Below are 23104 nucleotides of genomic sequence, written 5' to 3'. Positions count from 1 at the left end.
CATGAATCAATACCATGATTTCAATGAGCAAATCATCAAATTAGTTGGCGGAAAAGCCAATATCCAAGCCGTCGTCCATTGTATGACGCGCCTTCGTTTTACTTTGAAGGATCGCTCCAAAGCCGATACAAAAAAATTGCAAGAGCTGGAGGGAGTCATTGACGTTGTCAGTAATAATGTGGCATATCAAATTATCGTCGGTACCCATGTCAATGATGTCTATAAAGATTTGATCGACCAACTAGGGATGGCTGGGGATGAAGCGGACAAGCCAAAAACGAAGAAAAATCCAGTCAAAGCGATGCTTGATGTGATTTCAGAATCCATGACCCCTATTTTGGAACCCATCATCTGTGCTGGATTGTTAGCGGCATTTCTTTCGATTATTTCATTAACGGGTTTGATTTCGCCAGAAAGCTCCACCTATCAGATTTTTGATGCCTTACGGTCAGCGGTCTTTTATTTCCTACCTATTTTGATGGCAATGAGTTGTGCCAAACGTTTAGGTGCCAGCCCTTATTTAGCGGTAGCTTTAGCCGCGACTATTTTATCTGAGCCAATCAATGATGTTGCTGGTCTAAGCTTATTCGGTATCGGCTTGCCGCAAATCACTTATGCCAATAGCTTTATTCCCATCTTGCTAGCTGTTTGGTTCATGGGCTATGTAACAAAATTTGCTAAAAAAGTGATTCCAAAGAGTTTACAATATTTTATGTCTCCCTTGGTAATCATGCTGATTACGTTACCAGCCACACTTCTTGTTTTTGGTCCGTTAGGTTTTTATATCGGTGAAGGAATCATTGGCTTCTTCAATCTATTGATGGACACGATCGGAAGCTGGTTTGTGATGATGCTTTATTCGGCATTGCAACCATTTATCATTATGCTAGGAGCCGGTAACTTCATTATGCCGGTTGTTGCTTCTCTGATTGCCGCAAACGGTTATGATCCAGCGTTTATTTCATCATGTACCATCTCTGACATTGCCGTGGGGGGTGCGATGCTTGGTTACTTCTTGCGTGCGCGCAATTTGAAACAAAAACAACTTTTTGGAACAGTTACTTTATCTGCGATTTTAGGCGTAACCGAACCCGCGATCTATGGTGTATTTGTTAAATTCCGTCGTCCATTTATCGCTGTAATGATTGGTGGGGGACTTGGAGGATTATTCGCCGGACTAACTGGCGTTAAAGCCTATTCGATCGCTTGGGGATTATTTGGATTACCTGCTTATATTGGAGAAGGTGATTTCATGAATCTCTGGTTGATGGTGGCAGCAGTAGCCATTAGTTTTATCGGTGCGACAATCGCCGCGTATATGCTAGGAATTCCTGTTGAAAATGATGAAGTACCAACTGTTGAAGAAAAAGAAAAGACATCCTCTGAAATCATTCGCTCAACAGCTTTGAAAAATGTTGTTGAAGGAGAAGTTATTCCTTTGAATGAAGTCAATGACCAAGCGTTTTCAACGGGGGCTTTAGGAAAAGGAATCGGCATCAAACCTACGAGCAATACCATTCACTCTCCTGTTGATGGAGAAGTGTTGACAGTCTTTCCGACCAAACATGCCATTGGACTTCGCAGTGATCAAGGTGTAGAAGTGCTGATCCATATTGGGATCGATACCGTTTCGCTGGATGGAAACCACTTTGAAATGAACGTCAAACAAGGCGATCGCGTAACAGCAGGACAACCAATCGGTGAAGTGGATTTTGAAAAAGTCCGCGAAGCTGGTTATGATACGACGACGATGGTTGTTATTACGAATACCCAAGATTTCCTTGATGTGATCCCAACCTCAAATAATCGGTTGTTAAATTCGGATGATTTATTAAATATTGTCCTACAATAATTTGGACGAAAGTATGGACAAAAAGAAAGCGATGAAAAGGGCAAAAAGGTGAAGAGATGAAGATGAAAAGTGATTTTTTATGGGGCGGCAGCATCGCCGCCCATCAATGTGAAGGTGCTTGGCAAGAAGACGGTAAAGGACCGGCTATCATGGATTATGTCACGGTAGGCAGTTATGAGAAGCCCCGTGAGATCGATAAAGGAATTTTCCCTCAGAAGGTTTATCCTTCGCATACAGGAATTGATTTTTATCATCGTTACCAAGAAGACATTGCATTGTTTGCGGAAATGGGTTTTAAGGCATTGCGGCTATCAATCGATTGGTCCAGAATTTTTCCTAACGGGGACGAAACTGAGCCGAATCAAGCCGGCATCGATTTTTATCAAAAAGTAGTCGATACCTTATTAGCAAACGGCATCGAGCCGATCGTCACTCTTTATCATTTCGAAATACCTATTCACTTAGTGACAGAATATGGTTCGTGGACGAATCGCAAAGTCGTTGATTTCTACTTGCATTTTTGCCGCACGATGTTTGAAGCGTTTAAGGGAAAAGTCAAGTATTGGGCAACATTCAATGAAATGAACCATATCGATCCGCAAAGTGAGGCAAGTGATATTTTTACCTATATCATTGCTGGATTAAAATACTCTGAAATCGACGCTAAGCCACAAACATTAGCAACGGTTGGATACAATATGACGGTTGCAAGTTGTGCAGCAGTCAAGATGGGGCACGAAATTGATGAAAACTTCCAAATTGGCTGTGTTTTTGGTATTGAGCCGGTTTATCCTGCCAATTGCGATCCTGTCAATGTCTTAAATGCCTATAAGCAAATGGATCGTGATTTCTATCAGATTGATGCCATGTGCAACGGGGAGTTTCCATTGTACAAGTTGGCAGAATATGCGGATCAAGGTATTCATATCGAGGTTTCTGATGCAGATAAACAAGTATTTGCTGAGGGCAAACTTGATTTTATCGGTATGAATTATTATGCATCCTCAGTCGCAGAATACGAAGGCGCATCGGAAGGAAAAAGTGCTTTATTTGGTGGGCTGCAAAACCCTTATCTTGAAAGCAGCAAATGGGGTTGGACGATCGATCCGATCGGCATGCGTTATTTGTTAAACTATACGTATCGAAAATATGGATTGCCGATCATGATTACTGAAAATGGATTAGGGGCAGTGGATGAAATCGCTGAAGACGGCCAGATTCATGATGACTATCGCATAGATTACCTCCAAAGACACGTGGAACAGTTGCTCTTATCTGTTGAAGTGGATCAAGTGGACTGTATCGGTTATTTGACTTGGGCACCAATCGATCTTGTGAGTGCAACAACTGGTGAAATGAAGAAAAGATACGGATTTATCTATGTCGACAAACAAGATGATGGCACAGGTACCTATAAGCGGATGAAAAAAGACTCCTTTGATTGGTATCAGCAAGTGATCAAAACCAATGGCGCAAGTATAAAGGAAATTGGTCATGAGTAAAGTTTAGTCTTTGGTTCAGTTGAAGGCTATTTAGTCAATGCTAGTAACGAGTAAAACGTGAATGGGACCAATGAAGATCTAGAGAGAAAAAATTTCTTTCTAGATCTTTTTTATGCGTTCAGTGTTTCTAACCCTTTCCATGCCTTGAATCATCAGCTGATTTTGAACGGAGGGCTAGAGGAAAAGCTTCTGTAGAAAACGGAGAAACTTGAAGATGAGGTCACTTCATAGGATCACTTCATAGGAGAAAGAAAAAGAAGTTTTTTTACACAACGATCGATTTGTCACAATCCAGCTATTTTTTTCTTCAAAAAATGATAAGATGATTTGAGTAAAAACAGTAAAATGAAGTATAATTTTAATTAGGCTGAAAAATGGTCAGCGATATTCAAAGAAAAAGCAGGCCACCTGTGAATGGAACGACGGTATTTTACCTAATTGCTCTTCTTGGTAAGTCTAGTGGGTGTCTCAGAAGGGTGCCGTGAATTTTCAACAAGCAAAGTTAGGGTCAACGTGAATGAGTTAACAAGATCATTTTACGGAGCAAACAACCGCTGCATAGAGACAGGGAAAGAAAAGCTGAATTTTCGAGAATGGTGCCGTGGATTTCCAGAAGTGCTGGAGCTAGAGGTGCCTTTGGTCTCCAAGCGGGCGTCTCATATGCGTAGCTGCAACGACTAATAGACATTATTGGAACAAATTAGTGCAACTAAGTGGTATTCCCAATTAAATCAATTCATGGTAAAATGCGTAAGATACTCGGCGCTAAAATGACAGGAAACAGGCAAAAAGAGTGAGAGACTTGCTCGTTGTCGATACTCTTGTGAAAAGCCCAATCAATGTCTGAATAAGACAGGTATGAAAGGAAATTAATTATGAGTACCATCCAATGGTTTCCAGGCCATATGGCCAAAGCAAAACGTGAAGTAAGTGAAAAACAAAAATTTGTCGACATCGTTTTTGAACTTGTAGATGCGCGCTTACCGATCTCTTCAAGAAATCCAATGTTGGATCAAATATTACAACAAAAGCCACGATTGATCTTGATCAACAAAGCAGACTTAGCTGACCCGCAACAAACCAAACTGTGGGAAGGCTATTTTAGAAAACAGGGATTCTTAGCCATGGCAATCAATGCTCAGGACAGTCAAGGGATCAAGTTGATCGTCCCCAAAGCAAAAGAAGTCTTGCAAGAAAAAATTGCTCGGGATAAAGCTCGGGGACTTAAACCACGTCCAATCAGAGCAATGGTCATCGGAATTCCCAACGTAGGGAAATCGACATTGATGAATCGTTTGGTTGGCAAAAAAATCGCACAGACAGGGAATAAGCCCGGTGTAACAAAAGGGCAGCAATGGCTGCGTTTTGGGACAGAATTGGAATTGTTGGATACACCAGGAATTCTTTGGCCAAAATTTGAAGACCCTGAGATTGGCAAAAAGTTAGCACTCACTGGGGCTATCAAGGATCAGTTGATCCATTTAGATGATATCGCTCTATTTGGGTTGGATTTTTTTGCTCGGTATTATGAGGGCAGAATCGCTCAGCGTTATTCACTTTCCAAAGAAGAAGAACAGTGTTTGGCACCAGAGCTATTGATGAAGATCACTGAAAAACGGGGCTACAAAGACAATTATGACCGTGGCAGTGAACTAGTCGTTTTTGATATTCGCCAAGGAAAGCTGGGAAGGTATACATTAGATCGTTACGAGGAATTAGGTGAAAAAGATGAAGGAACCGATTAAAACTATCAAAGAGCGATTATTTGCCGAAGAGGTTGACCCGGCTTATGTGGCTCAACTGATGGCTGATGAACGTTCTGGCGTCCAAAAGCTGATTGCTCAATATCAAAATCAGCAGCGAAAACAGCAACAATTACAAGAAAAATATGCTGAGATGTCGGCCTTTGAACAAGAATTGAATCAAAAAGGGCTCCGTTTTGTGGCGGGATTAGATGAAGTCGGTCGGGGACCGCTAGCTGGGCCAGTGGTGGCAGCTGCAGTAGTTTTGCCAAAAAATTGCGGCATCATCGGATTGAATGATTCAAAACAACTTTCTGCGAAAAAAAGAGAAGAATTATTTATTGAGATCCAAAACAAAGCTGTAGCGATTGGCATCGGCATTGCGGACCATGAAGAAATTGATCGTGTCAATATCTATCAGGCCAGCAAGAATGCAATGAAGCGTGCGATTGATGATTTAGCGATCACACCAGAACATTTATTGATCGATGCCATGACACTTGATGTCGACATTCCTCAGACCAGCCTGATCAAAGGGGATGCACGTTCAATCTCGATTGCTGCAGCCAGTATTATGGCAAAGGTCTTTCGAGACAATTTAATGAAAGATTACCATGACATTTTTCCTCACTATGGATTTGATCAAAATGCCGGCTATGGCACCAAACAGCATCTAGCCGGATTGGCTACTCATGGGATTTGTCCGATCCATCGCAAAACATTTGCGCCTGTCAAGCAGTATGTAGAAAAATAAAATCGTTAAACTACCTCATTTTTGCGAATCTTGTTTTGAGATTCTTTAGAAATGAGGTTGTTTTATGTATTATCATGAATGTACGTCTTTCGATAAATTGCTGGTTCGTTTGGCTTTTGCCCAAGGCATCGGTATTCAAGGCCAATGGCGCGTGCTAAAAGGCTGTCTTTCAGAAAGAGATTGGTGGGTGACAGCAGAAAGGGCGACTCAGTTGGCTGGAATCACTCGCTTGGCTACCCGTTTTCAGGAATCATGGCATCAGCTGACGGAGAACGTTTTAGCAGAAAAAATGGGCGATCAATTATTTCTCACCTTTTTTTCCCAGGACTATCCCGCAGCGCTGAGAAAAATTGTGGATCCACCGCTGATCCTTTTTTATCATGGGAATCTAGCACTTTTCCAAAAACCTGCTCTGGCTTTTGTGGGGGCAAGACAGGCAACGAGCTATGGGCAACAAATTTGCAGAAAGATCATTCCGGAACTTGTTAAGAATGAGTATACGATTATTAGTGGATTGGCTCAAGGTGTTGATTGTTTTGCTCATGAAGCAGCAATCGAAAGCGGCGGACAAACCATTGCAGTAGTAGGAACAGGGCTAGATTGCTGTTATCCTAAGAGTTCCCAACATCTCTGTGATCAAATCAAGCAGGATCATTTACTGCTTAGTGAATATCCTCAAGGAACACCGCCATCTAAGTATCATTTTCCCATGCGGAATCGATTGATTGCGGGCATCGCACAAGCGGTTTGTGTGATTGAAGCCAAAGAAAAGAGTGGTTCATTGATCACAGCGCAGCTGGCTTTAGAAAATGGGAAGGAAGTTTTTGCCGTGCCAGGAGAAGCATTGACGGATCGATCAAAAGGCTGCCATCAGTTGATTCAAGACGGAGCAAAATGCACATTATCAGCGGAAGATATCTTGATAGAGTTGCCCTAGATTTTTGGTCTTCTAATGATCCTTTCTTGACAAAACTTTTTCTGAAAGCTATGATAAGCTACGATTTGGATGTTTGGACAGCAAGTGAATTGTTTGCCGAATATATTATAGTAGGAAAAAAAGAAGGAAGGAGCCATTTTTTATATGGCATATAAATATCTAGTGATCGTGGAGTCGCCTGCAAAGGCGAAAACCATTGAAAAATACCTCGGACGCAACTACAAAGTTGTGGCGAGTGTGGGGCACATTCGTGATTTGCCGAAAAGTAAGATGGGGATTGACGTCGAAAATGACTATGAACCACATTACATCTCGATTCGCGGTAAGGGCGATGTCATTAAAAGTCTTCGTTCAGCTGCCAAAAAAGCAGAAAAAGTCTACCTCGCAAGTGACCCGGATAGAGAAGGGGAAGCTATTGCTTGGCATTTGGCTTTCTTGTTAGGTCTCGATTTAAACGAAAAGAATCGTGTTGTGTTTAACGAAATTACCAAAGATGCTGTAAAAGCAGCTTTTAAAGAACCTCGTTCGATTGATGTCGATCTAGTTGATGCCCAACAAGCACGTCGTGTGCTGGACAGGCTAGTGGGGTATTCCATCAGTCCGATTTTATGGCGGAAAGTTAAAAAAGGATTAAGTGCAGGTCGTGTTCAATCGGTGGCATTGAAGATTATTATTGATCGGGAAAAAGAGATTCGTGACTTTATTCCAGAAGAATACTGGAGCATCGATGGCAACTTTAAAAAAGCGACCAAGAAATTTAAAGCAGCCTTCTGGGGACTAGACGGCAAAAAGAAAAAATTACCAAATGCCGAAAGTATCAAAGAAGTGACGGATCGCTTAGATGGCAAAGACTATCAAGTGACCAAGGTAGAAAAGAAAGAACGAAAACGTAATCCTTCCGCTCCCTTTACAACGAGTAGTCTGCAACAAGAAGCTGCCCGCAAACTGAATTTCCGTACGCGGAAAACCATGATGGTTGCGCAACAGCTTTATGAAGGGATTCCTCTAGGCAAGCAAGGAACGGTGGGGTTGATTACGTATATGCGTACAGACTCTACCCGGATTGCAGATACTGCCAAAGCTGAAGCAGCAGAGTTTATCGAAACAACTTATGGTTCCGCTTTTTCCGCTCACGGTGGCAAGAAAGTCAAAAATGCCCAAGGCGCACAAGATGCCCATGAGGCAGTTCGTCCAACCAGTGTCATGCGTACGCCGGAAGAGATGGAAAAATACTTGGACAAAGATCAGCTGAAACTCTATCGCCTGATTTGGGCCCGGTTTGTGGCTAGCCAAATGACGCCTGCCATTTTAGATACAATGAAAGTGACACTACAGCAAAATGGCGTTATGTTCATAGCGAATGGGTCCAAAATCAAATTTAAAGGATTCATGCAAGTGTATGTGGAGGGTCGGGATGATGGCAAAGAAGACAAAGAAAATATTTTGCCGGAATTGAACGAAGGAGACGTTGTTCAGTCGGTCTCTATCGAACCAAAACAACATTTCACGCAACCGCCTGCTCGCTATAGCGAAGCTACGCTGATCAAAACTTTAGAAGAAAATGGTGTGGGACGACCATCGACTTATGCACCAACGTTAGAAACGATCCAACGCCGCTATTACGTCAAATTGACTCAAAAACGGTTTGAACCTACCGAATTAGGCGAAATCGTCAATTCATTGATCGAAGAATTCTTCCCGCAAATCGTCGATACACACTTCACAGCTGAGATGGAAAGCAGTTTAGACAGTATTGAAGCAGGAAAACAAGAATGGATCAAAGTTGTAGATCAATTTTATCGTCCTTTCGAAAAAGAATTATCGAATGCAGAAGAAAACATTGAAAAAATTCAGATCAAAGATGAGCCTGCTGGCTTTGATTGCGACATTTGCGGTCATCCAATGGTGATCAAGTTAGGTCGTTATGGAAAATTCTATGCTTGCAGCAATTTCCCTGATTGCCGCAACACCAAACCAATCGTAAAAGAAATCGGTGTTGAATGTCCCGTTTGTCACCAAGGGCAAGTTGTTGAAAGAAAATCGAAGAAGAATCGTATTTTCTTTGGCTGTACCCGTTATCCAGAATGTGACTTTACATCTTGGGATAAACCAGTCGGAAGAAATTGTCCAAAATGTGACAACTATTTGGTTGAAAAGAAAGTCAAAGGCGGCAAGCAAGTCGTTTGTATCAAAGGTGATTACGAGGAAGACGTGCAAAAATAGTTGCCTCGTAACCCTTACAAATAACAAATAAAGTGAACGAAGTGTCTGCTGCCAGACAGTAGGCTACTGTGTTCCTTTTCAAAAATCAGAGCTGTGACAGAAGGAATAGAATAAAAAATAGGTGAATGACGAAAGAGATTCTAAGAAACTCAGATTTTGCCGAGGAAATATTTTTTTGTTTTAGTCACTTTTGACACAGGCTCTTTTACTATAAAGGAGACGAAGTATGAAAGAAATCAATGTCATTGGTGCTGGGTTAGCTGGGAGCGAAGCCGCATGGCAAGCTGCTGAAGCTGGAGTGTCCGTCAATCTGTATGAAATGCGCCCTAAGAAAACAACAGAGGCACACCATACGAACAATTTTGCGGAACTTGTTTGCACAAATTCCCTGAGAGGGAACAATTTAACTAATGCAGTAGGTGTTTTAAAAGAAGAAATGCGTCGCTTGAATTCAGTGATCCTAACTTCGGCAGATCAGACAGCTGTTCCAGCTGGCGGAGCTTTAGCGGTTGATCGGGATGATTTCTCTGAACTAGTGACCAAGCGGGTAAAAGAACATCCATTGGTAACAGTGATTGAAGAAGAAATCACTGAAATCCCAGAAGGCATCACGGTGATTGCTACCGGACCATTGACTTCTGAACCGTTATCCAAGGCGATTCAAGCCTTCAATGGATCGGAAGGTTTCTATTTCTATGATGCTGCAGCGCCAATCATTGATAAATCAACCATTGATATGGACAAAGTCTACTTGAAATCCCGCTATGACAAAGGGGAAGCCGCCTACCTCAACTGTCCCATGACGGAAGAAGAATTCTATGCCTTCCGTGAAGCCTTGGTAAATGCCGAAGTCGCGCCATTGAAAGAATTTGAAAAAGAAAAATTCTTTGAAGGCTGTATGCCTATCGAAGTCATGGCATCTCGCGGTCCTAAGACGATGCTGTTTGGTCCAATGAAACCAGTTGGATTAGAAGATCCAAAGACAGGCAAACGACCTTATGCAGTCATCCAGTTGCGCCAAGACAATGCGGCAGCTTCTTTATACAACATCGTAGGTTTCCAAACCCATTTGAAGTGGGGCGAACAAAAACGTGTCTTTCGCATGATTCCTGGATTAGAGCAAGCGGAATTTGTTCGTTATGGCGTGATGCATCGAAATAGTTTCATGAATTCTCCACAACTGCTGCAGCAAACCTACCAATCCCGCAAACGGGATGACTTGTTCTTTGCCGGTCAAATGACGGGTGTCGAAGGGTATGTAGAAAGTGCTGCCAGTGGCTTAGTCGCTGGTATCAACGCAGCAAAACTGGCGAAAGAAGAAGAACCAATCATCTTCCCACAAGAAACTGTCATCGGCAGCATGGCCTATTACATTACGCATGCTGAAGGCAAACATTTCCAACCGATGAATGCCAACTTTGGGCTGCTTCCAGAGCTTCCAGAACGGATCAAAGATAAAAAGTCTCGCTATGAAGCATTGGCTAATCGTGCGCTTACGGCTTTAGAGTCAGCAAAAGAAACAGTTGTAAATTGATTATCAAAAACTTTCTCACGAGAAATTGTTGAGAAAGTTTTTTTTTGAATTGTCTTGAAACTTGGTAGCGGTTGTCATATGATTGTTAATAACAATAGTAAAGGTGGTGACGATCGTGATTGGCGAATGGGTCACAGGATTTCAAGAGTACTTGCAGCAGTTTCCCTTTTATATTCTGATAGTAGGTTGGCTGATCGTGCTTTTTGTTTTGATAGTTGTCGTTTTTCTGCTTTTCAGTTTGCTGCTCGGACCGTTTATGTGGCTGTTCAATCGCTTGACCGACAAAAATCGCAGCAATGTTTTAGGCCATGACGATTTCTTGATCGGTGAGCTCACAGAAAAGATCGTCGGAAATGCTCTTGGTGAAGTGATGGAAATTGGTAGTAAAACCGCGCGTTCCGTTTATCCGGCAAAGTTTTACAAAGAAGAAGATATTCGGGAAAAAAGAGAATTGCCCATCGGCACCAAAGTGATTATTGTTGATTTTGATAAAAAAGGTATTGCATTAGTGGTGGAAAACCACAACTTTATTGAATAGGGAGTGTTGAAAAATGTTAGAGACAGGGAATGCATTAGAGTTTTTAAGTAACCCCATTTTTTGGATTATCGTTTTAGTTGTTTTGTTGATCGCATTTTTAATGATTCGTTACCGCATCGGCAAACCAGATGAAGCGTTGATCGTAACTGGGTCTTTTTTAGGCAAAGAAGGCATCAAGATATTGAAGAATAGCGGAACATTCGTGATTCCGATTGTTCAGAAAGCACATAAATTGAGTTTATTGACGCATAAACTTGAAATCGGAACCCCAGAAGTGTATACCGAACAAGGTGTACCGATCAAAGCAAGTGCGACCGTGTTAGTAAAAGTTGGAAACAGCACGGAATCTATCAAGACAGCCGCAGAACAATACTTAGGCAAATCAACGGCTGAATTAGAAGATGAAGCACAAGAGGTATTGGAAGGTCACTTACGGGCAATTTTGGGAACCATGACAGTAGAAGCTATTTACAAAAACCGTGATGACTTTGCGGAACAAGTGCAAGAAGTTGCTTCTACAGACTTGAAAAAGATGGGTTTAGAGATCGTTTCGTTTACGATCAAAGATGTGAGTGACAGCAATGGCTATTTGGATGCTTTAGGACGGCCGCAGATCGCTGAAGTGAAGAAAAATGCCGAAGTGGCAGAATCCAATGCGCTAAGAGAAACTCGGATCAAACAAGCCGAAAATGAGCAGTTGGCGCAGCACGAAGAAATTCGTCGTCAAACAGAGATTGCCGAAGCCACCAAAGATATGGCATTGAAACAAGCGCAATACAAACAAGAACGAGAAGTAGCAGATGCCAAAGCGGAACAGATCGCTGTAGGCGAAAAAATGAAAGTCCAATTGATCGAACAAGAAAAGAACATCGAGATCCAAGAAAAACAAGCCGAATTGACGGAAAAAGAATTGAATGCGACTGTTCGTAAAAAAGCAGAAGCCGACAAATATGTTGTGGAACAAAATGCCTTAGCAGACAAAGCCAGAGAAATCGCTCGGGCCCAAGCCGAAGCCGAAAAAGTCAAATTAGCAGCCCAAGCCGAAGCAGAAAGAATCGAAAAACTTGGTTCAGCCGACGCCGAACGGATTGCCAAAGTCGGTCAAGCCGAAGCAGAAAGCCGCGAAAAAATGGCTATCGCTTTAACGAAACTGAACGAAGCAGGTATTTTGATGGAATTCATCAAAGTATTGCCAGAAATTGCCAAGGAAGTCAATGCACCACTTAGCAATATCGATAAAGTAGTCAGCTTCGGAGGCAATGACGGATTACACGACATGGGAGAAGCCGGTCTAGCCCGGACATTTGATACCATCAAAGAAACAACCGGTCTCGATCTCGTCAACCTCATCAATCAAACCATGTCTACCAAACAAGGAAACAAAGAACTCGTAGCAGCAATCGAAAGCCAAAAGCCAGTAGAAAGCCAACCAAACACAGACAATAACACCCAACCAATCGAATAACCCAAACAACGCACTCAAACGAGTGCGTTTTTGCTGCGAATCACTGCGATTGACACTCGTAAGAGTGGCATGCAAGTTCTTCTTAGCGCGAAGTGCTTAGAAGCAACTGTAGGCGAAGTAAAGCGTAGACGAGCAGATGATGAGCAGCGGGGAGCAAAGCGAGCGTAGTAACCTTGAAAAGAATCACTGCGATTGACCCTGGAAAGAGTGGCATGCAAGTTCTTAGCACAAAGCGAGAAGCTACTGTAGGCAAAGCAAGCGCCAAGTTGAATTTGGGGCGAGACCTTCGCAAATTTTTTGTGTAAATCATAACAGGTGAAAAAAGCGCCGAGAAAAGCGACGAATTTTTCTAAGTTCTCCCTTAAAGAATTTTCATAATTATGTCTAAACTTTGAAATATTGGTTAAATTCTGACAATTCGTTTGTTTTTTTTAAAACTCTGTGATACAGTTATTTCGAGTCATGAAATGGGGGATTAGTTTGTCGGAGAACGAGCTTCAAAATGATTTTTTTCGTTATCTAATTGTTGAGCGTGGCTATTCTGACAAGACCAAGTCTGCTTATCAAGAAGATATGGAAGACTTCTTTCGTTTTTTAAAAGAGTCAGGAAATGGAGATTTTCTTGCCATTGATCACCGTGACGTCAGAGTATACCTTAGTTTTTTGAATGAACGCAATTACAGTCGCAATTCGATCAGTCGGAAAATGGCTAGTTTGCGGTCCTTCTATCAATTTTTAACAAAACATGAAGTCATTAAAGAGAATCCATTTGCTTATATTCACTTGAAGAAAAAGAACGCCAAGTTGCCGCGTTTTTTTTATGAAAAAGAAATGGAAGCACTGTTTGAAAGTGTAAAAGGTCACGAACCCTTGCAGCAGCGAAATCGTGCCTTATTAGAAATTCTTTATGGCTCTGGGTTGCGAGTCAGCGAGTGCAGCAATTTGACTCTCTCAGATATTGATTGGGAGAATGGGGTTCTGCTGATCCACGGAAAAGGAAACAAGGATCGTTACGTGCCTTTTGGCAGTTTTGCACAGGAAGCCTTACGAGACTATATTTCATCTGGTCGCCAACAGTTGATGGAGAAACAGCATAAAAAGCACGAGACTGTCTTTGTCAATCATTTGGGTGACGGAATCACAGCAACAGGTATCGAATATGTGTTGAATCAAATCATTCGTAAAAGCAGTTTGGACAGTAAGATCCACCCGCATATGTTGAGGCACACCTTTGCTACTCACTTATTAAATCATGGCGCTGATATGCGAACTGTCCAGGAATTATTGGGGCATGCCAACTTATCTACGACGCAGATCTACGCCCATGTAACGAAAGACAGCTTGCAAAAAAATTACCGCCAATTTCATCCAAGAGCATAACAAATTGGCAGCAGGAGGAAAGAATTATGAAATCACCTTTTCATTCAACCACGATTTGTGCTGTTGAAAAAGATGGCAAATTCGCAATGGCCGGAGATGGCCAAGTAACAATGGGAGAGCAAGTCGTCATGAAGGGGACTGCTCGCAAAGTACGCCGAATCTACAATGGGGAAGTCGTTGTTGGCTTTGCCGGAAGTGTGGCGGATGCTTTCACACTAGAAGAAAAATTTGAAGAAAAACTCAATGAATATAATGGAAATCTGCAACGAGCGGCTGTTGAATTGGCACAAGCATGGCGGACGCAACAGTCCATGCAAAAATTAGAAGCAATGTTGATCGTCATGAATCAAGAAGAAATGCTGTTGGTTTCCGGAACAGGGGAAGTCATTTCGCCTGACGAAGGAATTTTAGCTATCGGTTCTGGCGGCAATTATGCACTTGCTGCTGCTAGAGCGATGAAACGTTACGGCGGCGACCTTTCTGCAAAAGAAATTGCCGAAGGCGCATTGAACATTGCCGCGGATATTTGTGTCTTTACCAATCACAACATTATCGTTGAAGAGTTTTAAAGAGGGATGAAGCTATGACAAATCAAAATATATCACCAAAAGAAATCGTCAAAGAATTAGACCAATACATTGTTGGTCAAAACAGCGCCAAAAAATCTGTTGCGGTAGCCTTGCGTAATCGCTACCGTCGTCTCCAATTAGATGAGAAAATGCAGCAAGATGTGACGCCAAAGAATATTTTAATGATTGGACCAACTGGTGTCGGAAAAACAGAGATCGCTCGCCGATTAGCGAAGATCGTCGATGCGCCTTTTGTTAAATTGGAAGCTACTAAATTTACAGAAGTCGGTTATGTCGGACGCGATGTGGAATCCATGATTCGGGATCTTGTGGAAAACGCGATTCAAATCGTAAAAAAAGAACAGTACAAAAACGTTCGTCTTCAAGCACAAAAGAAAGCGAACCGCCGCTTGGTCAAAGCATTGGTTCCTGGAATCAAAAAAGAACAAAAGAAATCTACAAATCCCTATGAACAAATGATGAATATGTTCAATCCTGCCCAACAAGCAGAAGAACCAAAAGAAGAATTGACGGACGAAATTCGCAGCAACCGTCAAGCCATCTATGAGCAATTAGAAAAAGGTTTGTTAGACAATCGTGAAGTAACGATCCAGGTGGATGAACCAAAAACTCAGTCGCCTATGATGAACAACGGTTTGGAACAAATGGGGATTGATTTGAATGAAACATTGGGTGCGCTGAAACCGCAAAAGAAAATCGAACGGACAGTCACCGTAAAAGAAGCGCGAGAAATATTGATCCAAGAAGAATCATCCAAATTAGTGAATGATGCAGACATCCATAGTGCGGCATTGCGTTTGGCAGAATCTAGTGGGATTATCTTCCTTGATGAAATTGATAAGATTACCTCAAAATCGCAACAATCAGGAGAAGTTTCTCGCGAAGGCGTTCAACGAGATATTTTACCAATCGTGGAAGGCTCGCAAGTCAATACGAAATACGGTCCGCTACAAACTGACCATATCCTCTTCATTGCTTCAGGTGCCTTTCATTTGTCAAAACCAAGTGATTTGATTCCTGAATTACAAGGTCGTTTCCCAATCCGAGTAGAACTTGACGATTTGACAAAAGAAGATTTTGTCAAGATCTTGACGGAACCGAACAACGCTTTGATCAAACAGTACATTGCCTTGTTGGGCACAGAGAATGTCACAGTTACCTTTACACTTGAAGCAATCCAAAAAATTGCGGAAATTGCCTTTCAAGTCAATCGCGACACTGATAACATTGGTGCCCGTCGCTTACACACGATTTTAGAGAAGTTACTTGAAGATTTATTGTTTGAAGCATCTGATATGCAAATGGGTGAAATCACGATTACAGAAGCCTATGTTGAAGACAAACTTGCTTCCATTGCCAAAGACGAAGACCTAAGCCGGTATATTTTATAAAGGGAGAGAACCAATGAAAACACTTTTAGAAAAGACACGACAAATCAATGAGCTATTGCAACAAAAAAATACCTTTAATCTTGCATCTGATTTACCTTATGATAAAATGGCGGTTATTCTAGGCGATATATTGGACAGCAATGCTTATATCATCAGCAGCGATGGTAGTGTATTAGGGTTTGTTGAAACCCATGATGTCAACAATGAACGAATCAAGAAGATGTTTGTAGAAAAACAATTTCCTAAAAATTATACTAGTTTAGTCGATAATTTATCTTCAACAGAAGCAAATGTTCCTATCAGCAACGATATGACGGCTTTCCCTATTGAAATGCGGGAGTTCTATCCCAATGGCTTGACTACTATTGTACCAATCTATGGTGCGGGAGAACGGCTGGGAACGATCATTTTATCTAGGATCGAAAAAACCTTCGATGATGATGATCTTGTCTTAGCAGAATACAGTGCAACTGTTGTTGGTATGCAGTTTCTTTATCAAAAATCTCGTAACATTGAAGAAGATGTTCGTAGTGCAACTGCTGTACAAATGGCGATCAATACATTGTCTTACAGCGAATTGAAAGCTGTTCAAGCGATCTTTGAAGCATTAGAAGGAGACGAAGGGCGTTTGACAGCCTCCAGCATTGCGGACCGGATCGGAATCACACGTTCTGTGATCGTAAATGCATTGCGTAAATTAGAATCAGCAGGTATCATTGAATCACGTTCTTTAGGAATGAAAGGAACGTATTTAAAAGTGTTGAATAGTCGTTTCAAAGAGGAATTGAACAAACATCAATATTAGGAGATGGCGATATGACAGTTACGATCAGCGCAGGGCATTTGCAGGCAACAATTGCCGAAAAAGGAGCCGAACTGCAAAGTTTGATTGATGTAAATACCAACTTGGAGTATATTTGGCAAGCTGATCCTGCACATTGGGGCAAGCATGCACCAATCTTATTTCCAATAGTCGGTGCGTTGAAAGAAAATCAATACCGCTACAAAGGCCAAACCTATCACTTGCCGCGGCATGGTTTTGCTCGGGATATGATCTTTGAAGTCGTCGAGCAACAAACGGACTTTGTCCGTTTATTGTTAGCTAGCAACGAGGAAACCAAAAAGATTTATCCTTTTGCGTTCCAACTGTTTGTCAGCTATGAACTTGGCGGTGACGGTCTGGTTGTGAAGTATCAAGTGGTCAATGATGGCCAAGAAGAAATGCTTTTTTCCATCGGCGGACATCCGGCATTTAATGTGCCTTTAGGAACGGATGCGACTTTTGAGGACTTCTATCTTACTTTCTCACCTAAAAAGTCTCGAGTGAAACTCCCGTTGGTGGGAAACTATATTGATCTGGAACAGCGCACGTTGGGGCAGACCAACACCGATCTCAGATTGACGCATGGGATGTTCGAGAATGATGCGTTGATCTACGAGACGAAAGGCTTGAATTCCTTTTCGATCCGCAGTGAAAAATCTCCTCACAGTGTGACATTGAGTTTTAACAATATGCCATATGTTGGCTTTTGGTCGACTTATCCGGTTGAATCGCCCTTTTTATGTATCGAGCCTTGGGTAGGCATTGCGGATACGTTAGATGCGACTGGAGAGCTAAGCGAAAAAGTCGGCATTCAGCGTTTGGTAGCAAATGAGCAGTTTGAAACCAAGTATTCAATTACAGTGAAGTAAACAGAGCTGAATAAAAAAAAGAAGCTGGGACGAAAGCCATCAATGACTTCTCCCAGCTTCTCCTATTCTTTTTTATTTAAACCAAAAGAGATCCGGCTTTCGGTACCGTTTTTAATGCGCTTGATATTTTCCCGATGGCGGATAAAAATAAAACAGGTGACGCCAATGGCAATACAAGTCAGCAACAGGTTTGGTTTTGGTAAAATCATTGGTGCGATGTAAGGCAATACGATGGTCGATAAAGTGATCAAACAGGCTGCTATCATACTGGTCAGACTGACCATGCTGGTTACAAACAAACAAATGACAAAAATAAGCGCTGAATAAATAAAGAAAATCGGATTGTAGCCTAAGAGCATCCCGGCACTGGTCGCCACCGCTTTACCGCCTTTAAATTTGGCGAAAATCGGAAAAGTATGACCGATGATAGCACAAACGCCAAACCAGAGGGGATTGATTGCAGTGATGGCAAAGATCGCCGGTAATGAAGTGGCAAGGGTTCCTTTTAAAATATCCATCAGTAGAACAATGATCCCCGCCTTTTTGCCAAGAACACGAAAGGTATTTGTAGTCCCTGTATTCCCGCTGCCGAATTGGCGGATGTCTTTTTTGAAGAATAGCTGACCGATCCAGACTCCAGATGGAATCGAACCGAGCAAATAAGCAATAAAAAGTAATAGAATCGTCTTCATGATAACCCACTTTCCTTGAAAGTCTAGAGCAATTTTAGCATGAAACTGCCGCAGCAACAATAAGAAAATACTGGAGCTGTGTGAAAAAAGGCTGCAATTGCTAGGCAATTCAATCAATGAAAGTGACTTTGCCTTGTCGAACGATGGGAAAAAGGATAAGATAGTTTAGAAAAATGTTCGCTTGAAAAAAGCCGATTTTATGGTAAGATTTTTTTTGCGAATTAATCCTGTTGGGTTTCAGTGAAAACCCACTTAATTTAGTTAAAGGAGCGGTGGCTTTGGCAAAGAAAACCACAGAGTATAATGATGCCTCGATTCAGGTCTTAGAAGGCTTAGAGGCAGTGAGAAAGCGACCTGGTATGTATATCGGATCGACTGACGGCCGAGGCTTGCACCATTTGGTCTATGAGATCGTTGATAATGCTGTCGATGAAGCATTATCAGGATTCGGGGACGAAATTGATGTCACCATCCACAAAGACAATAGTATCAGCGTTCGCGACAATGGTCGGGGAATGCCAGTAGGAATGCATGCTTCAGGGATTCCTACTGTGGAAGTTATTTTTACTGTCTTACATGCTGGCGGAAAGTTCGGTCAAGGAGGCTATAAGACCTCTGGAGGCCTTCACGGCGTCGGAGCTAGTGTTGTGAATGCACTGTCCAGTTGGTTAGAAGTTTCCATCGTACGGGACGGCATCGAATACCAACAAAAATTCAAAGATGGCGGCAAACCTAACGGCACGTTGAAGAAAATTGGGAAAACGAGAAAAGCTACTGGAACCACCGTACGGTTTAAGCCAGATGACACGATCTTTACCACAACGAAATTTTCTTATGACACATTAGCAGAACGATTGCGAGAATCAGCTTTCTTGCTAAAAGGTGTGAAAATCACCTTGACAGATGAGCGGGCTGAGGTCCAGCAAGAGATCTTTTTATTTGAAGAGGGCATCAAGGAATTTGTTGATTACTTAAATGAAGAGAAGGATACCTTGACGCCGGTGGTTTATTTTTCTGGCACAAAAGAGGCCATTGAAGTGGAGGTCGCGTTCCAATACAATGACGGCTATTCCGAAAATGTCCTGTCCTTTGTCAATAACGTTCGGACCAAAGACGGCGGTACTCATGAAGTAGGAATGAAAATCTCCATGACTAAAGCATTCAATGAGTATGCACGAAAAGTTGGCTTGCTGAAAGAGAAAGACAAAAATCTGGAAGGTAGCGACTTTCGTGAAGGCTTAGCGGCAGTTCTATCCATCCGGGTGCCGGAAAATCTGCTGCAATTTGAAGGGCAAACAAAAGAAAAACTAGGCACACCGATCGCGCGAAATGCGGTGGATAACGTGATTGGCGAGCAATTGGGTTATTACTTGCAAGAAAATAGCGAAATGAGCCAGATGCTGGTCCGTAAAGCCATTAAGGCGCGAGAAGCCCGAGAAGCAGCTCGGAAAGCCCGGGAAGAAAGCCGCAGCGGTAAAAAGCGTAAAAAGGGCGAATCATTACTGTCCGGAAAACTGACACCAGCGCAATCTCGTAATCCGAAAAAAAATGAACTGTACTTAGTCGAAGGGGACTCAGCTGGCGGTTCCGCGAAACAAGGTCGAGATCGCAAGTTCCAAGCGATTCTTCCTTTACGGGGAAAAGTCATCAATACCGAAAAGGCGAAGATGCAGGATATTTTGAAAAACGAAGAAATCAATACCATGATTTATACGATTGGTGCGGGAGTCGGTCCTGAATTTTCGATTGAAGACTGCAATTATGACAAAGTGATCATTATGACCGATGCCGATACCGATGGCGCCCACATTCAAGTCTTACTATTGACCTTCTTTTATCGCTACATGAAACCATTGATTGAAGCCGGCAAAGTGTATATCGCATTGCCTCCTTTATATAAAGTATCAAAAGGCCTAGGTAAAAAAGCCGTAGTTGAATATGCTTGGACAGATGATGAGTTGAATTCCGTGACCCAAAAGATCGGTAAAGGCTATATGCTGCAACGGTACAAAGGGTTAGGTGAGATGAATGCAGATCAGCTTTGGGAGACCACGATGGATCCTGAAACAAGAACATTGATTCGGGTTCGAATCGATGATGCGGCACAAGCGGAACGACGGGTCACTACATTGATGGGGGATAAAGTAGAACCCCGGCGAAAATGGATCGAAAGTCATGTTCAATTTAGTTTGGAAGAAGACGGCAGTATTTTAGAGAAGAAAGAAGAGACGATCCCTGGATTGGTCGAAGAAAAATTACAAGAAGCTGAGCAAACTTCAGCCATCAGCTTGTTTGAGGATTAGGAGGGGATCTCTTGGAACATAAAAACAACATACAGGAATTGACATTAGAAGAAGTAATGGGCGATCGTTTCGGCAGATATTCCAAATACATTATTCAAGAACGGGCATTGCCTGATATTCGCGATGGTTTAAAACCTGTTCAGCGGCGTATTTTATTTGCTATGAATCAAGATGGCAACACCTATGATAAAGGCTTTCGTAAATCAGCAAAATCTGTAGGGAATATCATGGGTAATTTTCACCCCCATGGGGATTCCAGTATCTATGAAGCCATGGTTCGCATGAGTCAAGACTGGAAATTGCGTCAAATCTTGATTGAAATGCACGGAAACAACGGAAGCATGGATGGCGATCCACCGGCAGCCATGCGTTATACAGAAGCTCGGCTATCTGAACTAAGTGGTGAGTTACTAAAAGACATTGAAAAAGATACTGTCGAATTAGTATGGAACTTTGACGATACCGAAAAAGAACCTACTGTTTTGCCGGCAAAATATCCCAATCTGTTGGTCAACGGCTCAACAGGGATTTCTGCTGGGTATGCGACGGAAATCCCCACACACAATTTAAGTGAAGTCATTGACGGAACGATTTATCTGATTGATCACCCGAATGCTTCTTTGGATAAATTGATGGAATTCATTCCCGGTCCAGATTTTCCGACTGGGGGAATCTTGCAAGGAAAAGAAGAGATCAAGAAAGCCTATGAAACAGGTCGCGGAAAAGTGATCTTACGTTCAAAGACGAAAATCGAAGACATTAAAGGCGGCAAACAACAAATCGTCATCAATGAGATACCGTATGAAGTCAATAAAGCCAATCTAGTCAAAAAAATGGATGAGATTCGCTTAAACAAAAAAATCGATGGGATTGCCGAAGTCCGGGACGAAACGGACCGTACTGGTTTGCAAATCGTGGTTGAACTGAAGAAAGATGCCAATGCTCAAGGGATTTTGAATTATCTGTTTAAAAATACGGAGCTGCAGATCAACTACAATTTCAACATGGTAGCCATCGATGAAATGCGTCCGCAGCAAGTCGGACTGAAACATATCTTAGAAAGTTATGTAAAACACCGCCGGGAAGTTATTGTTAAACGGAGTCGCTATGAGCTGAATAAAGCCAAAAAACGTCAGCATATCGTTGATGGATTGATGAAAGCTTTGTCGATCCTAGATGAAGTGATCGCGACGATCCGCAGCAGTAAAGACAAGAAAGATGCCAAGAATAATTTGGTCGTTCAGCATGGCTTTACGGAAGAACAGGCGGAAGCCATCGTCACATTACAATTGTATCGTTTAACCAATACGGATATCACGCAACTACAGGCAGAAGCCCAAGAGTTAGCTGAAACGATTCGCGAATTGACGAAAATTCTGAATGAAGAAACTGAATTATTGAAAGTCATCAAAAAAGAGCTAAGAGAAATCAAGAAGAAATACCACTCGGATCGGATGACTGAGATTGAAGCCGAGATCCAAGAAATCAAAATCGAAACTCAAGTGCTTGTCGCTCAAGAAGATGTCGTGGTAACTGTTACGACAGACGGCTATGTCAAACGCAGTAGCTTACGTTCTTATGGTGCTTCTAAACCGGAAGAATTAGGCATGAAGGAAGGCGATTCTCTTCTTTACAGTGGACAAGCCAGTACATTGGATCATTTGCTGCTAGTGACTAATAAAGGAAATGTCATTTATCGTCCGATTCATGAACTACCGGATCTCAAATGGAAAGATCTTGGAGAACATATTTCCCAGACAGTCATGAATCTCGCTATTGAAGAAACGATTTTGGCGGTATTTACTTATCAAGAACTTGATCCCCAAAAGAATTTCGTCTTGATCAGTAAAAATGGCCTGATCAAACAAACAAGAATGACCGAATTTGAACCGTGGCGTACCTACAAGAGTCGGCCATTGACCATGATGAAACTAAAAGATGATGCCGATGAACTCGTCAATGTCTATTTAGCCGATCAAAATGAACCGTTGGATGTCTTTTTAGTGAGTCATCGCGGGTTTGGCTTACGCTATCCATTAGCTGAGGTGCCCGTTGTTGGACCAAAAGCAGCTGGTGTCAAGGCCATGAATCTAAAAGAAGACGATCAAATCATCAATGGTTTACTGGTCTATTCAGAAGGGGATACGCCAGTGATCCTAGTCACTCAGCGTGGCGCTGTTAAACGAATGTTAGCGCAAGAAATCAGTCAGTTAGGACGAGCAAAACGAGGGTTGATGGTTCTTAGAGAGTTGAAGAAGAATCCGCATCGTGTCGTGTACATGGGAACTGGTGAAAACCAATCGCTGATTCTGACTACTCAAAAAGGTCAAACGGTTGAAGTCGACACCAATCAGGTGCCAATCAATGATCGGACTTCGAATGGTTCCTTTGTCACAGATGAAAAAACCAGTGGCTTGATCCATGAAGTGACACAAGTGATTGATCCTACGATTCAAGAAGATTCTGTACTATAAATTAAACAGTAAACACACAACTGTACCAATACAGT

General features: G+C 42.2%; 17 protein-coding genes. 16 read left to right on the top strand and 1 reads right to left on the bottom strand.

Features of this window, described 5'->3' with window-relative positions:
• The first annotated feature begins 1 nt into the window (after position 1).
• From Q0A12_RS16310 to Q0A12_RS16245, 14 genes are all read left to right on the top strand, one after another.
• The gene (locus Q0A12_RS16310) at positions 2-1852 is read left to right on the top strand and encodes a PTS beta-glucoside transporter subunit IIBCA (RefSeq protein WP_291293676.1); all 1851 of its coding nucleotides are present in this window, start codon (positions 2-4) and stop codon (positions 1850-1852) included.
• A 56-nt stretch (positions 1853-1908) separates the two neighbouring features.
• Positions 1909-3354, top strand: a complete 1446-nt coding sequence (locus Q0A12_RS16305) for a family 1 glycosylhydrolase (RefSeq protein ID WP_291293675.1) — start codon at positions 1909-1911, stop codon at positions 3352-3354.
• Between the two features lie 875 nt (positions 3355-4229).
• Positions 4230-5099: a ribosome biogenesis GTPase YlqF gene (ylqF, locus tag Q0A12_RS16300; protein ID WP_291293674.1), complete on the top strand. Its 870-nt coding sequence runs from the start codon at positions 4230-4232 to the stop codon at positions 5097-5099.
• Entirely contained in the window at positions 5083-5850 is a 768-nt protein-coding gene (locus Q0A12_RS16295; protein ID WP_291293690.1) for a ribonuclease HII, read from the top strand. Before ylqF ends, Q0A12_RS16295 begins: the two co-directional genes overlap by 17 nt.
• Before the next feature lie 64 nt (positions 5851-5914).
• Positions 5915-6787 carry a DNA-processing protein DprA gene (gene dprA / locus Q0A12_RS16290; protein WP_291293673.1) on the top strand — a complete coding sequence of 291 codons (873 nt, stop codon included), beginning with the start codon at positions 5915-5917 and terminating at the stop codon, positions 6785-6787.
• A 144-nt stretch (positions 6788-6931) separates the two neighbouring features.
• The gene (topA, locus tag Q0A12_RS16285) at positions 6932-9010 is read left to right on the top strand and encodes a type I DNA topoisomerase (protein ID WP_291293672.1); all 2079 of its coding nucleotides are present in this window, start codon (positions 6932-6934) and stop codon (positions 9008-9010) included.
• Between the two features lie 226 nt (positions 9011-9236).
• Positions 9237-10544 (top strand): FADH(2)-oxidizing methylenetetrahydrofolate--tRNA-(uracil(54)-C(5))-methyltransferase TrmFO, encoded by a 1308-nt coding sequence (gene trmFO, locus Q0A12_RS16280; protein WP_291293671.1) that lies wholly within the window; start codon positions 9237-9239, stop codon positions 10542-10544.
• Positions 10545-10656: 112 nt separating this feature from the next.
• Complete coding sequence (locus Q0A12_RS16275; RefSeq protein WP_291293689.1) at positions 10657-11082, top strand: hypothetical protein; 426 nt, start codon at positions 10657-10659, stop codon at positions 11080-11082.
• Positions 11083-11095: 13 nt separating this feature from the next.
• A complete protein-coding gene (locus Q0A12_RS16270) occupies positions 11096-12547 on the top strand; it encodes an SPFH domain-containing protein (protein ID WP_291293670.1) in 1452 nt (483 codons plus the stop codon).
• A 462-nt stretch (positions 12548-13009) separates the two neighbouring features.
• Positions 13010-13927: a tyrosine recombinase XerC gene (gene xerC / locus Q0A12_RS16265; protein WP_291293669.1), complete on the top strand. Its 918-nt coding sequence runs from the start codon at positions 13010-13012 to the stop codon at positions 13925-13927.
• 26 nt (positions 13928-13953) lie between these two features.
• Positions 13954-14496, top strand: a complete 543-nt coding sequence (gene hslV, locus Q0A12_RS16260) for an HslVU peptidase proteolytic subunit (RefSeq protein WP_291293668.1) — start codon at positions 13954-13956, stop codon at positions 14494-14496.
• A 14-nt stretch (positions 14497-14510) separates the two neighbouring features.
• On the top strand, positions 14511-15908 hold the full coding sequence (gene hslU, locus Q0A12_RS16255; protein ID WP_291293667.1) for an ATP-dependent protease ATPase subunit HslU: 1398 nt from the start codon (positions 14511-14513) through the stop codon (positions 15906-15908).
• Positions 15909-15921: 13 nt separating this feature from the next.
• Positions 15922-16713 carry a GTP-sensing pleiotropic transcriptional regulator CodY gene (codY, locus tag Q0A12_RS16250; protein ID WP_291293666.1) on the top strand — a complete coding sequence of 264 codons (792 nt, stop codon included), beginning with the start codon at positions 15922-15924 and terminating at the stop codon, positions 16711-16713.
• 11 nt (positions 16714-16724) lie between these two features.
• A complete protein-coding gene (locus Q0A12_RS16245) occupies positions 16725-17600 on the top strand; it encodes an aldose 1-epimerase family protein (protein WP_291293665.1) in 876 nt (291 codons plus the stop codon).
• A 62-nt stretch (positions 17601-17662) separates the two neighbouring features.
• Here the strand turns inward: Q0A12_RS16245 and plsY are convergent, their stop codons facing one another.
• Positions 17663-18292: a glycerol-3-phosphate 1-O-acyltransferase PlsY gene (gene plsY / locus Q0A12_RS16240; RefSeq protein ID WP_291293664.1), complete on the bottom strand. Its 630-nt coding sequence runs from the start codon at positions 18290-18292 to the stop codon at positions 17663-17665.
• Positions 18293-18570: 278 nt separating this feature from the next.
• Here plsY and parE point away from each other — a divergent pair, with 278 nt between their 5' ends.
• Together parE and parC are read left to right on the top strand one after the other, a co-directional pair.
• Positions 18571-20595 carry a DNA topoisomerase IV subunit B gene (gene parE / locus Q0A12_RS16235; protein WP_291293663.1) on the top strand — a complete coding sequence of 675 codons (2025 nt, stop codon included), beginning with the start codon at positions 18571-18573 and terminating at the stop codon, positions 20593-20595.
• 11 nt (positions 20596-20606) lie between these two features.
• Positions 20607-23069, top strand: a complete 2463-nt coding sequence (gene parC / locus Q0A12_RS16230) for a DNA topoisomerase IV subunit A (protein WP_291293662.1) — start codon at positions 20607-20609, stop codon at positions 23067-23069.
• Positions 23070-23104: the final 35 nt, after the last annotated feature.

The sequence above is a fragment of the Enterococcus sp. genome, from assembly GCF_022711995.1.
GTDB lineage: Bacteria > Bacillota > Bacilli > Lactobacillales > Enterococcaceae > Enterococcus_D.
Note: the sequence above shows the minus strand (reverse complement) of the source record. Positions and strands in the feature narration are given on the sequence as shown.

Bases quoted from the DNA above. Each gene is read 5' to 3' on its own strand.
- Q0A12_RS16310 (WP_291293676.1), top strand. From the start codon at position 2: ATGAATCAATACCATGATTTCAATGAGCAAATCATCAAATTAGTTGGC.
- Q0A12_RS16305 (WP_291293675.1), top strand. From the start codon at position 1,909: ATGAAGATGAAAAGTGATTTTTTATGGGGCGGCAGCATCGCCGCCCAT.
- ylqF (WP_291293674.1), top strand. From the start codon at position 4,230: ATGAGTACCATCCAATGGTTTCCAGGCCATATGGCCAAAGCAAAACGT.
- Q0A12_RS16295 (WP_291293690.1), top strand. From the start codon at position 5,083: ATGAAGGAACCGATTAAAACTATCAAAGAGCGATTATTTGCCGAAGAG.
- dprA (WP_291293673.1), top strand. From the start codon at position 5,915: ATGTATTATCATGAATGTACGTCTTTCGATAAATTGCTGGTTCGTTTG.
- topA (WP_291293672.1), top strand. From the start codon at position 6,932: ATGGCATATAAATATCTAGTGATCGTGGAGTCGCCTGCAAAGGCGAAA.
- trmFO (WP_291293671.1), top strand. From the start codon at position 9,237: ATGAAAGAAATCAATGTCATTGGTGCTGGGTTAGCTGGGAGCGAAGCC.
- Q0A12_RS16270 (WP_291293670.1), top strand. From the start codon at position 11,096: ATGTTAGAGACAGGGAATGCATTAGAGTTTTTAAGTAACCCCATTTTT.
- xerC (WP_291293669.1), top strand. From the start codon at position 13,010: ATGAAATGGGGGATTAGTTTGTCGGAGAACGAGCTTCAAAATGATTTT.
- hslV (WP_291293668.1), top strand. From the start codon at position 13,954: ATGAAATCACCTTTTCATTCAACCACGATTTGTGCTGTTGAAAAAGAT.
- hslU (WP_291293667.1), top strand. From the start codon at position 14,511: ATGACAAATCAAAATATATCACCAAAAGAAATCGTCAAAGAATTAGAC.
- codY (WP_291293666.1), top strand. From the start codon at position 15,922: ATGAAAACACTTTTAGAAAAGACACGACAAATCAATGAGCTATTGCAA.
- Q0A12_RS16245 (WP_291293665.1), top strand. From the start codon at position 16,725: ATGACAGTTACGATCAGCGCAGGGCATTTGCAGGCAACAATTGCCGAA.
- plsY (WP_291293664.1), bottom strand. From the start codon at position 18,292: ATGAAGACGATTCTATTACTTTTTATTGCTTATTTGCTCGGTTCGATT.